This is a genomic window from Bradyrhizobium sp. OAE829 (genome assembly GCF_040546575.1).
Lineage (GTDB): Bacteria > Pseudomonadota > Alphaproteobacteria > Rhizobiales > Xanthobacteraceae > Bradyrhizobium.
Window position 1 is genome coordinate 7,711,773 of the sequence record NZ_JBEPOE010000001.1, and the last position, 12,130, is coordinate 7,723,902.

The window sequence follows — 12,130 nt, forward strand, 5'->3', positions numbered from 1 at the left end:
CATGGCGCTGGTCGATGTGAAAGGAGTAACAAAGCGCTTCGGTGGATTGACCGCCGTTTCCGATGTCGATCTGACGGTGAATGTCGGCGAGGTGCACTGTCTGATCGGTCCCAACGGAGCCGGCAAGAGCACGTTGTTCAAGCTGATTGTCGGTCTTTATCCGCCAACCAGGGGGACGATCCTGTTCGACTCCGTCGATATCACCGAAGAGCGTCCCTTTGCGCGCGTGCAGCGGGGCATGAGCATCAAGATGCAGGCGCCGAGCGTCTTCAAGGAGCTGCCGGTCCGGCAAAATATCCAGATCGCGCTTCAGAAGCGCTTTTCAGGCGCCAAGCGGGTCGTTGAGGAAGACCGGCTGCTCGCGCTTCTCAATCTGGCGCCGGACAGCAGCAAGCTCGCCGGAGCTCTCTCGCACGGCCAGCAGCAATGGCTCGAGATCGGGATGGCGCTGGCATTGCAACCGCAGCTTCTGCTTCTGGACGAGCCGACCGCCGGCATGTCGCCGGAGGAAACGTTCAGGACCGGTGAACTGATCAAATCGCTCAATGGCGAAGGCATGACGGTTCTGGTCGTCGAGCACGATATGGCGTTTGTGCGCCAGATTGCCCAACGCGTGACGGTGTTGCACCTCGGCAAGATCTTTGCGCGCGGAAGTCTGGAGGCGATCATTCAGGACGAGAAGGTGGCCGAAATTTACCTGGGTAAGACACATGTCCACTGATCGGATTCTCGAACTGTCGGAGCTGTGGGCGGGTTACGGCGCGACACCGATCCTCCAGGGCGTGAGCATGACGATCTCGCGCGGCGAAATCGTTGGCGTGATCGGCCGCAACGGCGTGGGCAAGTCGACATTGATGCGGTGCCTGATCGGGCTCCTTGAAACGTGGCGAGGCACGATCACGTTCATGGACCAGGATGTCACGCAGCTGCCGGCCGACGCCCGGGCCCGTGCCGGCTTCGGCTATATCCCGCAGGGACGGGACGTGTTTCCGCAGATGAGCGTCGAGGAGAACCTGCAGGTTGGCGAATTGATCGGCGGGCCGAAGGGCAAGAAGCTGCCGGAATTGGTCTACGAATACTTTCCGCGGTTGAAGGAGCGCCGGCGGCAGATCGCGGGCACCATGTCGGGAGGGGAGCAACAGCAACTGGCCATCGGGCGCGCGCTGATCGGAAACCCGAGCCTGATGATTCTCGACGAACCGTCGGAGGGCGTGCAGCCGTCGATCGTGCAGCACATTTGTGAAGCACTGAAATCGTTCCGCACCGAACTTGGGACGACGATCGTTTTTGTCGAGCAGAATCTCGATACGATCATGGCGATCGCCGAGCGATGCTACATCATGGAAAAAGGCAAGATCACGCGGTCGCTGACCGGGGAGGACGTGACCGCGGACAATGTCCGTGCGCAACTCTTGTTGTGACGCAAGTAGCGTTTGGCGGCAACTTGCTCGAAAGCAAGAGCGGCTCGAGATCCGATAAACAGGGAGGAAATCGAACATGGATTTAGGACTCAACGGAGCCAAGGTTCTCGTCACGGGTAGCACCAGGGGGATCGGCAGGGCGATCGCCGAAACGTTCGTCGCCGAGGGCGCCAATGTCGGTATCTGCTCGCGCAATCAGGCGGACGTGGATAGCGCCGTCGCGGCGCTCAAGGCAAAAAGCGCTGCGGCCTTTGGCGGCGCGCTCGATGTGTCCGATGGTGCGGCTCTCAAGGCCTGGGTGAACGACATGGCATCGAAGCTCGGCGGCGTCGATGTCGTCGTCGCCAATGTCAGCGCGCTTTCCATCGGGCAGGACGAGGAGAGCTGGGAGAAGGAATTCTCCACGGATATGATGGGAACGGTGCGCCTGGTGAATGCCGCGATGCCGTTTCTTGAGAAAAGTGCCGCGGGGGCGATCGTGACGATCTCCAGCGTCTCGGGCCGGGAGGTAGATTTCGCGAGCGGCCCGTACGGCACTTTCAAGGCCGCGATCATCCACTATACGCAGGGCCTGGCCAACCAGTTGGCCGGCAAGGGCATACGGGCCAATTCCGTGTCTCCGGGCAACACCTATTTCGAAGGTGGGGTCTGGAACATGATCAAGGACAATAACCCTGAACTCTACAAGACCGCGCTGGCGCTCAATCCGACCGGCCGGATGGGCACGCCGCAGGAGATGGCGAACGGCGTCGTGTTTCTTGCGAGCCGTGCCGCGAGTTTCATCACGGGAACGAACCTTGTCGTGGACGGTGCCTTGACGCGCGGCGTCCAGTTCTAGCCGTGGCGGGGTGCCGATATGTCCGCGGATGAGCTGCACTACAAATCCATATCTGAACTCTCCAGGCTGTTTCGCCGGAGGGAGCTATTGCCATCAGAGGTTACCGAAGCGGTGTTGAACCGTATCGGCAAACTCGATGGAAGCCTGCACGGATATGCCGTTGTCCTGGCGGAGCGGGCGATGGCGCAGGCAAAGAAGCACGACAGCGAGATCGCTAAGGGCATCTGGCGCGGGCCCCTTCATGGCGTACCGATCGGCTTGAAAGACTTGTGCTACACGACATTTGCGCCGACCGCAGGCGGCACGAAGATCCATTCGAAGTTCGTCCCGTCGTTCAATGCGACGATCGTTGACCGGCTCGAGCGCGCCGGCGCGGTCACACTCGGAAAGCTCAAGATGACGGAAGGTGCCTACACCAGCCATCATCCGGACGAGCAGGCCCCGCTCAATCCCTGGAACGCCAATTACTGGGTCGGCTCGTCATCGAGCGGATCTGGTGTCGCGACCTCTGCCGGGCTTTGCTATGGTTCGATCGGCAGCGACACCGGCGGTTCGATAAGATTTCCGTCGGCGACCTGCGGGCTGACCGGAATCAAGCCGACATGGGGCCGGGTGAGTCGGCATGGCGTTTTCCCATTGGCGGACTCGCTCGATCATGTCGGACCGATGTGCCGAAGTGCTGCGGATGCCGCCGCAATGCTGGGCGTCATTGCGGGCGCGGATGCAAACGACCCAACGGCTCTGCCGGCTCCCGTGCCGAATTATCTGGCTCGGATCGGGGATGGCGTGCGCGGTCTCAGGATTGGCGTTGACCGAAACTACACCCAGGAAGGAATAGACCCGCAGGTCGTGGCGGCCCTGCTCGAAGCCGAGCGCACCCTCGCGGATCTCGGCGCAGAAATCCGTGAGGTTCGATTTCCATCCTACGAGAAACTTGTCAGTCTATGGATACCGATGTGCTCGGTGGAGACAGCCGAAGCCCACCTGGAGACGTATCCGTCGCGCAAGTCGGAGTACGGTCCGGACCTGGCGCAGTTGATCGAACAAGGCAGATCGGTAAGCGGTGTTGAGATCGCGGCCATTCATCACGAGCGACTGAAATTCTCCGGCGGCCTGGCGGCGCTGTTCGAGGAAATCGACCTGTTGCTCGTCCCCACGATGCCGATGCCGATCCCGACGCTTGCAAAGATGGGTGAATATGGCGCCGATCCAGGCGTGTTGTTGAGCATCTTGCGATTCACAGCCGTGTTCGACTTCAGCGGCAGCCCCACGATTACGCTGCCGGCGGGAATGAGTTTGGATCAGATGCCGCTGAGCATGCAACTGGTCGGTCGCCATCTTTCCGAAGAGGTGCTTGCACGCGCCGCACACGCCTTCCAGTCAACGACGGACTGGCATACGCGGCGGCCTCCCATCGGATGATGTGTTGGCCGTGGGCACACCGTGCACGGCCTATTATTTCTCAGAGCAGTGCAGCCAACCGTTATCGATGTCGTGTTTACTCGCGCCCCCAAAATATGACGACGGCTTCCAGAGCTCGTTCCGAAGCGAAATTGCGAAGGGAGTAACCGAGCTCGTTTCCAAGCCCGCCGACTGCGATTTTAAGCCAGCCGATGCCTCTACGCGCCACCCAAAATGACGCCGCGGATTGCGGGTCCTGCGTGTGCACCGAGAACATCAAACCGGGTACAAACGTGTGCAATTTCGTCTAGTTTGGAGTGCACACGTTCGCTGTTCATCCCATTGAAGAGTAAGATAAGCTGTTGAAATATCAAAACTATCGCTTTTCCGTCGCGCCCATGATGGATTGGAACGAGAGTTTAGCTTTTTCAATGTCTTAGAGGGCGCCGTGTGCACGATGTGTGCACCGAGAGATCAAAGAAAATCTAGCGACAACCAACGTAAACAGGCTGAACTGAACGCGCTGCGGTGTCGGCGGCGGGCTGATGTTTCCGGAGCGGTGCGATCTTGTTCGGCAATCCGCGCTCATCATCCGAGTCGGTCCTTCTGGCCACCCGAGGAGAACGCATTGCGCTGCTACTAGCTAGACGAGAGCTTACGCAACGGCGACCATCGCACCGGCTGTCACGTGCCCGGGATCCACTACGTCGCAATAAATCCCGAAATCACGACCGTGACGCTGGACCACTCTGCGCAGGATTTCGACGTCTAGCGGCAAGCGATCCTGCTCGATCGTGATAAAGCCGCAGCGTCCGCAGGGCTTCTTGCCCCGCAACACGACCTCTCCGATCCTGATCTCCCGGCCGATCCAGTCTTTTTCAGGCATCGCCTCGTCCTCATCTTGCCAGTCGACGAGAATGTTCGGACGGAAGCGGCGCGTGTCGATGACGCTGTCGGGCAATTCTCGGCCAAGGCTGCGCAGTGCAGCCGTGGTCAAGAGATGGATCGGAGCGTGCTCGTAGCGAGGGCGGAAACCGCCCGATCCGATGGGGTCGAACGGCTTCAGCATCGGCCTGAAACCGAAGGTCGTCGACAAGGCTGCCCGCATCGAGGTGTCCTCCGGTCCAGCCCAACGCTTGCCATCGACCGAAACGGCGACGCCGCCATCAGCGATCCTGGCATGCGCGCGCGGCACGCCGATGAAGTGCTTTTCCCGCCCAGGGGAGGCGATGCGGCCGGTTGCTTCATCGAGCACTCCCCAGATCCGGTCGCCGGCGATGCCGCCTGCGTCGACGCGCGCCACGGCGAGTTGTTCGCCTGCCATGGAGCTCACCGGATAGCGCCAGAGTTCTGCGATCTTACCCTTCATAGGCTCTCTTGCCTCAGGCGGCACTTATCAGCCGCTCCCCAGTGAAGGAATTGAGCAATGTGCGCCGTTCTATTCCGCGCGAATACTTCGTCGCCAATTAACCTGCTCATGATGCCGATCTCTGTCGCGCCCTTCGCCTAGCTGCCGCAGCCATGACCTGCTTCCGCGCGGCGACGACGGCGTCTTGTTAACTGACTTGGTTTCGCCAACGGTCTATTCGCTTCGCGGCTTCAGCTCAACGCGTGACCGGCCAATCCGTAAACCCACGGCTCGTTTTCTTTTCGGTTCAGGAATCGCCGTCCCTTGGACATGGTTATGACCGTCTCGCTTATCCCGAGGCGGCTCTGCTGAAGATAGTCAGCAAATAGACCTGTCTGCTCGCGCGTATCGACGCGGGCGAACCGTCCCGTGAGCTCCTTGAGATGCACGGCCGTGAGATGGATCGCGTCACAATCATTGCTGGCGACGATGGGACCGATCACGTGACCACGCCCGAACTCGCGCTTCATGGAGTAGCCGACGATCTCGCCGCCGCGGCTTAGAGTGCAGATTGACGCACCTTCCGAAAGCAATGCAAGCAGCTTCTGGCGGCTTGTTCCGAACGCACACTCATCGAGCGCTGCGATCTCCTGAAGATTTTCGGCCGACAGCGACCTCAGTTCACCGTCCAGAACTGGCACCGCAGGGAGCGAGGATACGACCTCACCTTGCCATTGATACACGACCGCTTCCTTGCTGAAGCCCAGCGAAAGATAAAGATGATAGGCGGCATCGGTCGAGTTCAGGCTCAAATTCCGCTTCCCACACCGTTCGAACACCTGTTCCATGAGCCATCGGCCACTACCTTGTGCTTGGGTGCGCGGCGATGTGATTACCAGGCCGATGGTAGCGAATTCGCGTCCGTGCGGGAACCACATCGCGCTTCCGAAAACACGCCCGATCCCGTCAACAGCGACGATGCCCTGACCGGCGCGGCGCAGGAAATCCCAGTCCTTCGACCGATGCGGCCAGCCAACCGCAATCGAGAGCGCGTGGAGTAGCTTCACATCAACCTCGCGAATGTCGCGCGCGACCAATTCAAAGGACTTCAGACGTACCGATCGTCCCATTTCAGCTCATCCGTTTCTTTGCAGAATGCCCAAAGTGTCCGGCATAACGTGGCTTTTGATCCTCCTGCCGCATTGCTGCGGCCGATGCGTCTCTCCCCATCATCGCATGGAAACTCAGCATATTTCGCCTGTTTGGGGGCAGTCTTCGAAATCTTCGGTCTATAGCGTAACGCTATTCGGCAGGGAAAGCTCCTGCTTGCGGTTACGGTGTCGACATCCGGTGAATTGGGCGGGCAGAGCGGCGCCATGACTGTTGAAGAAATCCTTGCGAGGCCAGTCGCATTTCCAACCGTCGCGGGCCAAGGGGCAGGACCTCGATGCGCGCTTTGCCGCGTGACACGAGAAAGGTGCATCGATGGCATTTCTTTTCAATTCCGATGCTAACAGGGGAGCAGTCTTCCGCCAGGTCTTTGCGCGCGAGCTCCCCGACCAGGAATTCTACCACTGTAGTGAAAATATCGACCCCGACAAGGTGAGATACCTCCTGACCTGGAACGTGCCGGACGAGGTCTCGCGTTTTCGTAATCTGGAAGTGCTCTTTTCTATCGGTGCAGGGGTTGATCAGTTCAAGCCGGAGATCGTACCCGACCATGTGAAGCTGGTGCGCATGGTCGAGGATGGCATCATACGCATGATGCAGGAATACGTCGTCCTTGGCGTGCTGGCGCTCCATCGCGAGATGCTCGCATATCGGGAGCAGCAGAGCAGGGGAGTGTGGCAAGCCCTTACCAGTACGCAGGCGACCGAACGTCGTGTGGGTTTCCTGGGCCTCGGCATGCTGGCGCAAGCGGCAATCGACCGCCTCAAACCCTTTGGATTTCCTCTTGCTGCATGGAGCCGCAGCAAAAAGGTGGTCGAGGGGGTCACCTGCTTTCACGGCGAAGATCAGCTTGGCAGTTTCCTGAAAAGCACGGATATTCTCGTCTGTCTGCTGCCCCTGACGGAGCAAACCCGCGGCATCCTGAACGCAAGACTCTTCTCGTTTTTGCCGGCGGGAGCGCGGCTGCTGCATGTTGGCCGTGGCCCGCAGCTTGACCAAGAGGCTCTCATCGAGGCGCTCGACAGCGGCCGCCTTGCGGCAGCGATGCTCGACGTTACCGACCCCGAGCCGCTGCCGGAGGGTCATGCGCTCTGGTCACATCCGAAGGTGATGTTAACGCCGCATATCGCCTCCGTGACGCAGCCGCATACGGCAGCACAATCCGTCATAGAAAACATCCGGCGCTATCGTGCCGGAAAAGATCCGATCGGCCTTGTCGATCGAACACTCGGCTACTAACCAGGAAAAATGTCATGTCACTTCTGATTACTATCGCCACCAATCCGGACTTCACACCAAAGGACGCCTTGCCTGCTCCGGAACGACTCATTTCGGGCAATCCATCCTTCAAGACCTGGGCGCAGGACGCTTCGAAAGGCGAGAAGGTCCTGACTGGCGTCTGGGAAGCAACGCCCGGGGAGACCCATTCCATCAAGGGCACCACCTTCGAGTTTTGCCACATCATCTCGGGTCTTGTCGAAATCGAGGAAAAGGATGGTGAGACGAAGACTTATCGAGCCGGCGACAGCTTTGTGATGAAGCCCGGCTTTGTCGGCGTCTGGCGCACGATCGAGACCGTGCGCAAGATCTACGTCTGCCATTATGACTGAGCGCGATGCTGAGGGCCGCACCAATGGTCCGGCCCTCAGAACAATCGGCTTTCGAGCCCGCGTCTGACCAGATTCAACGCCGTCAGGCCATTCATTCTCGATGAAAAATGCGGCGTTCGCTCCTGTATTGCTCGGATGAGACGATTTTGTCTCACCTATCGCAAATCCAGGAGCGTGCTCGTCGAACCCCCGTCGAGCAGATTGGCTCGTGGACGAGGGACGCAAGCCGATTGCGAACGAATTGAGGGGGTGGCCCCGAAGGGAAAAACAAGATGGTTGCATTGAAGGACAGGGATCTGTTTCGCCAGCAGGGGTTGATTGGCGGCAACTGGCAGGATGCGAACGCGAAAGCGACCGTCGATGTCATTGATCCTGCCAGTCAGAAGGTTTTTGGTAGCATTCCCGATATGGGTCGTGACGAGACCAGGGCAGCGATCAACGCCGCAGCCGATGCTTTCAAGCGTTGGAAAAAGAATACCCATGCACAGCGCGCAGCGTTGCTGGAGCGATGGTATGAACTCATGCTGCAGCACGAGCACGATCTGGCGCTTTTGTTGACGCTGGAACAGGGCAAGCCGCTTGCTGAATCGCTTGGCGAGATCCGCTACGGGGCATCCTTCGTAAAATGGTTTGCGGAAGAGGCGCGCAGGATCAATGGATCGACCATCCCTTCACCCACAGGCGACCGCCGCATTTTAGTACTGAAAGAGGCGGTCGGCGTCTGCGGGATTATCACCCCCTGGAATTTCCCGAACGCCATGATTACCCGCAAGGTGGCGCCTGCTCTTGCGGCGGGCTGCACCGTGGTCATCAAGCCATCCGAATTTACGCCGTTTTCGGCTCTCGCGATCGGCGTTCTGGCGGAGCGCGCCGGGATTCCGGCTGGTGTGATAAATATCGTAACCGGCATGCCCGCGGAAATCGGTAACGAGCTGATGGCCAATGAAACCGTGCGCAAGATCTCGTTTACCGGATCGACCCGTGTAGGCGCGTTGCTGATGAAAGGCGCCGCCGATAACATCAAGAAGCTCAGTCTTGAACTCGGGGGCAATGCACCATTCATCGTCTTTGACGATGCCGATGTCGACCTGGCGGTTGAGGGGGCGATCGCGTCGAAGTTCCGCAATGGTGGACAGACCTGCGTCTGCTGCAATCGCCTCCTCGTACAATCAGGCATTTACGACGCTTTTGCAGAAAAACTCGCCGGTCGGGTCGCGAAAATGAAGGTCGGCGCCGGCACGGAAGAAGGGGTCGCAATCGGGCCGATGATCAATGGCGCGGCGATAGAAAAGATCGAGCGTCACGTCACAGACGCCTTGAGCAAAGGCGCGAGGATCATATCGCAGAGTGAAGGTATGCCCGACGGTCGGCAATATGCCCGCCCCGTCGTGCTCGGTGACGCAACGACCGAGATGCTTTTGGCTTCGGAAGAGACCTTCGGACCGGTCGCTCCGCTTTTCCGCTTCACGAGCGAGGACGAAGCGATTGCGATCGCGAACGGCACGCCATTCGGCCTTGCTGCCTATTTCTACACGGAAAACCTCAAGCGCTCATGGCGTGTTGCCGAGGCGCTGGAGTTCGGAATGGTGGGACTCAATACCGGCCTGATCTCGACCGAGGTTGCGCCTTTCGGCGGTGTAAAGCAGTCGGGACTGGGGCGCGAAGGATCTCAGCTCGGGATAGAAGAATATCTCGAGATCAAAACGCTCCATGTCGGCGGGTTGGAGTGAGCCCATCGGATGGGTAGCTGAAACACAAAAAGGGGGCGGTTGAACCGCCCCCTTTTTCCTTCACAACGCATCGAACTGTTCTGAAATTATCGAAGGCTAGCGCCGCGAAGAAAGAATCCGAAAAGGCCACGCATTCACGCGCTTTTCCGAAGGGGCTCCAGGCCGACTGCCGCGGCGAGCCCGCCGATGTCAGCGATCTCGGTGTATTCATAGAACGGGTTCGCGGGCTCGTGACCGCGGTTGACCCATACCTTGCTCTTGATGCCCAGGTCGTAAGCGGTCATCAGGTCGTAGCGGAAGGAGGACGAGACGTGAGTAATGTCTTCCGGACCGCAGCCCAGTCTGTCCAACATGTACTCAAAGCCCTTCATGTGTGGTTTGTAGGCGCCGGTCTCCTCGGCCGTGATGACCATGTGGAAGGGCGCACCTAGTTTCTCCACGTTCGACATGATGAGGTTTTTCATGGAGTTCGACAGGATGACGAGCGGTATCTCCTTCGCAACCCGGGCCAGACCCGCCGGAACGTCGGCATGCGGTCCCCATGTCGGCACTTCTTCATGGATGCGTTGGGCATCCTCCGGCCGAAAGGCGACACCATTGCGCCTGCAGGTGCGCTCTACCGAATTATGCACGACCTCGGAGTAGGGCTTCCACGCGCCAAGAACTTCGTCCAGGCGATAGGCTGAAAAATCCTTGATGAAACTTGCCATCGCCGTGGGGGAAAGCTGGGAGCCGTAGACTCTCCTTGCCGCACCGGCCATGTCGAAATTCGTCAGCGTGCCGTAGCAATCGAAAGTGATGTATTTCGGTCGGAACTGCGTCATGGTGTGGAGTCCTCCAATCCTCTCAGCGCTGCGCGCCGGTACGATAAGCATCATAATGGGCCTGTCGTAAGATAAAGCGCCGCTTTCGTTGAAGCCGGAAGCAGATTGTGTCGTATCGGATCAAAGCTTTGGCAGAGAGTTGCGTCAGGCAACCTTTCGAGTTGGGCAACACCGCCACGCGCCGGACCTGCTCCGGCACAAGATGCGGTATCGATCACCAACGAAAGTCAAAACTCCTTTGGTCCAAGCGCTGCTTGGGAGGAACTGCCGTCCTCGATGACGTACTTTGCTCTTCGGGTTGATTTGGAGAATGAAATGTTGAGCAATTCGCTGATCGAGTTGGACCGCGCGCATCTGATTCACCCGGTCTCATCTTATCGCAGCCATGAGGCGTTGGGCGTGCGGGTGATAAAATCAGCGAAGGGCGCGTCCCTGACCGATGCCTCGGGACATCGATTGCTCGACGGGTTTGCTGGTCTGTGGTGTGTCAATGCCGGGTACGGACAAGACGGCATCGTTGAAGCAGCAACGAGGCAACTCCGCGAACTGCCCTATGCGACAGGCTATTTCGGGTTGGGCTCCGAGCCGGCCATTCGTCTCGCCGCCAGACTGGCTGAATTGGCGCCCGGCGATCTGAACCATGTCTATTTCACACTCGGTGGTTCCGATGCGGTCGACAGCACGATCCGCTTCATTCGGTACTACTATCACGCCAAGGGTATGCCGCAGAAGGACCAGTTCATCTCTGTGGAGCAAGGCTATCATGGATCCTCGACGGCGGGGGCCGGTTTGACAGCACTGCCGGCCTTTCATGCGGGCTTTGGGGTGCCTTATAGCTGGCAGCACAAAATTCCGTCGCACTATGCTTATCGCAATCCTGTCGGCTCCCATCCCCAGGCGATCATTGATGCGTCGGTCGTGGCCCTGCGAGCGAAGATCGCCGAACTGGGCGCAGATCGCGTTGCGGCTTTTTATGTCGAGCCAATTCAGGGGTCAGGGGGCGTTCTGGTGCCGCCGCCGTCTTGGCTGAAAGCCATGCATGCGGTTTGCAGGGAGAACGATATTCTGTTCGTTGCCGATGAGGTCATCACCGGCTTTGGTCGTGTCGGGCCCCTTTTCGCCTGCGAAGAAGACGATGTCGTGCCGGATTTCATGACCACCGCAAAGGGACTGACGTCAGGCTATGTGCCGATGGGCGCGGTTTTCATGTCTGACCGCGTTTACAATACGATTGCGGACGGAGCCGGCAAGACGGCCGTCGGCCATGGCTATACCTATTCCGGACATCCCGTCAGTGCGGCGGTTGGGCTCGCGTGCCTTGACCTTTACAAAAATGGCTTGCTGGAAAACGGGCGCAAGGCCGGGCACCGCCTGATGGAGGGGCTTCGCTCCCTTGGCGATCATCCACTTGTCGGTGATGTCCGTGGTCGCGGCATGCTGGCCGCAATCGAACTCGTCACGGACAAGGAGCGAAAGACGCCCCTTCCACCGGAGGCCGAGGCGGCGCGCCGCATCTTCGATCGCGCATGGGATAACGGCCTCGTCATCCGCGCCTTTGCCCAGGGCGTGCTGGGCTATGCGCCGCCGCTTTGCTGCACGCATGAGGAGATTGACGGCATCATCGAACGAACTCGGACGACGCTCGACCAAACGCTCGAAGACAGGGACGTTCGCGCGGCGATGAAAGGATAATCATTTGCGCCTGCCGTTGAGGCGGCGCCTGGTTCAGAGCAGAAATATCGCATCGACCCGCATTCCCGCGACATGCGACGTCGACCCGATCGGCGG

The 12,130-nt window shown here is 59.2% G+C and carries 11 protein-coding genes; 8 read left to right on the forward strand and 3 right to left on the reverse strand.

Annotated features, from left to right (window positions below):
* Position 1: 1 nt before the first annotated feature.
* The 4 genes from ABIE49_RS36555 to ABIE49_RS36570 all read left to right on the forward strand — a co-directional run bounded on the left by ABIE49_RS36555 (position 2) and on the right by ABIE49_RS36570 (position 3,681).
* Positions 2-721, forward strand: a complete 720-nt coding sequence (locus tag ABIE49_RS36555) for an ABC transporter ATP-binding protein (RefSeq protein ID WP_192734661.1) — start codon at positions 2-4, stop codon at positions 719-721.
* Positions 711-1,421 (forward strand): ABC transporter ATP-binding protein, encoded by a 711-nt coding sequence (locus ABIE49_RS36560; RefSeq protein ID WP_192734662.1) that lies wholly within the window; start codon positions 711-713, stop codon positions 1,419-1,421. Before ABIE49_RS36555 ends, ABIE49_RS36560 begins: the two co-directional genes overlap by 11 nt.
* 76 nt (positions 1,422-1,497) lie before the next feature.
* A complete protein-coding gene (locus ABIE49_RS36565; RefSeq protein ID WP_192734663.1) occupies positions 1,498-2,259 on the forward strand; it encodes an SDR family NAD(P)-dependent oxidoreductase in 762 nt (253 codons plus the stop codon).
* 18 nt (positions 2,260-2,277) lie between these two features.
* Positions 2,278-3,681, forward strand: a complete 1,404-nt coding sequence (locus ABIE49_RS36570; RefSeq protein WP_192734664.1) for an amidase — start codon at positions 2,278-2,280, stop codon at positions 3,679-3,681.
* 634 nt (positions 3,682-4,315) lie between these two features.
* Here the strand turns inward: ABIE49_RS36570 and ABIE49_RS36575 are convergent.
* Entirely contained in the window at positions 4,316-5,029 is a 714-nt protein-coding gene (locus tag ABIE49_RS36575) for an MOSC domain-containing protein (RefSeq protein ID WP_354067159.1), read from the reverse strand.
* Between the two features lie 230 nt (positions 5,030-5,259).
* Positions 5,260-6,138, reverse strand: a complete 879-nt coding sequence (locus ABIE49_RS36580; protein ID WP_192734666.1) for a GNAT family N-acetyltransferase — start codon at positions 6,136-6,138, stop codon at positions 5,260-5,262.
* Positions 6,139-6,493: 355 nt separating this feature from the next.
* On the opposite strand from ABIE49_RS36580, the gene ABIE49_RS36585 reads away from it, so the two are divergent.
* The 3 genes from ABIE49_RS36585 (at position 6,494) to ABIE49_RS36595 (ending at position 9,518) form a co-directional block, all read left to right on the forward strand.
* Positions 6,494-7,417: a 2-hydroxyacid dehydrogenase gene (locus ABIE49_RS36585; protein WP_192734667.1), complete on the forward strand. Its 924-nt coding sequence runs from the start codon at positions 6,494-6,496 to the stop codon at positions 7,415-7,417.
* A gap of 14 nt (positions 7,418-7,431) precedes the next feature.
* Complete coding sequence (locus ABIE49_RS36590; protein ID WP_192734668.1) at positions 7,432-7,788, forward strand: cupin domain-containing protein; 357 nt, start codon at positions 7,432-7,434, stop codon at positions 7,786-7,788.
* A 272-nt stretch (positions 7,789-8,060) separates the two neighbouring features.
* Entirely contained in the window at positions 8,061-9,518 is a 1,458-nt protein-coding gene (locus ABIE49_RS36595) for an NAD-dependent succinate-semialdehyde dehydrogenase (RefSeq protein WP_192734669.1), read from the forward strand.
* Positions 9,519-9,652: 134 nt separating this feature from the next.
* On the opposite strand, the gene ABIE49_RS36600 is transcribed toward ABIE49_RS36595, so the two are convergent.
* Positions 9,653-10,342, reverse strand: coding sequence for a haloacid dehalogenase type II (locus tag ABIE49_RS36600; RefSeq protein WP_192734670.1), 690 nt, complete (start codon positions 10,340-10,342; stop codon positions 9,653-9,655).
* Between the two features lie 315 nt (positions 10,343-10,657).
* On the opposite strand from ABIE49_RS36600, the gene ABIE49_RS36605 reads away from it, so the two are divergent.
* Positions 10,658-12,034 (forward strand): aspartate aminotransferase family protein, encoded by a 1,377-nt coding sequence (locus tag ABIE49_RS36605; RefSeq protein WP_192734671.1) that lies wholly within the window; start codon positions 10,658-10,660, stop codon positions 12,032-12,034.
* Positions 12,035-12,130 lie beyond the last annotated feature (96 nt).

Excerpts from the sequence above, each read along its gene's own strand:
- ABIE49_RS36555 (WP_192734661.1), top strand. The coding sequence starts at position 2 with ATGGCGCTGGTCGATGTGAAAGGAGTAACAAAGCGCTTCGGTGGATTG.
- ABIE49_RS36560 (WP_192734662.1), top strand. The coding sequence starts at position 711 with ATGTCCACTGATCGGATTCTCGAACTGTCGGAGCTGTGGGCGGGTTAC.
- ABIE49_RS36565 (WP_192734663.1), top strand. The coding sequence starts at position 1,498 with ATGGATTTAGGACTCAACGGAGCCAAGGTTCTCGTCACGGGTAGCACC.
- ABIE49_RS36570 (WP_192734664.1), top strand. The coding sequence starts at position 2,278 with ATGTCCGCGGATGAGCTGCACTACAAATCCATATCTGAACTCTCCAGG.
- ABIE49_RS36575 (WP_354067159.1), bottom strand. The coding sequence starts at position 5,029 with ATGAAGGGTAAGATCGCAGAACTCTGGCGCTATCCGGTGAGCTCCATG.
- ABIE49_RS36580 (WP_192734666.1), bottom strand. The coding sequence starts at position 6,138 with ATGGGACGATCGGTACGTCTGAAGTCCTTTGAATTGGTCGCGCGCGAC.
- ABIE49_RS36585 (WP_192734667.1), top strand. The coding sequence starts at position 6,494 with ATGGCATTTCTTTTCAATTCCGATGCTAACAGGGGAGCAGTCTTCCGC.
- ABIE49_RS36590 (WP_192734668.1), top strand. The coding sequence starts at position 7,432 with ATGTCACTTCTGATTACTATCGCCACCAATCCGGACTTCACACCAAAG.
- ABIE49_RS36595 (WP_192734669.1), top strand. The coding sequence starts at position 8,061 with ATGGTTGCATTGAAGGACAGGGATCTGTTTCGCCAGCAGGGGTTGATT.
- ABIE49_RS36600 (WP_192734670.1), bottom strand. The coding sequence starts at position 10,342 with ATGACGCAGTTCCGACCGAAATACATCACTTTCGATTGCTACGGCACG.
- ABIE49_RS36605 (WP_192734671.1), top strand. The coding sequence starts at position 10,658 with ATGTTGAGCAATTCGCTGATCGAGTTGGACCGCGCGCATCTGATTCAC.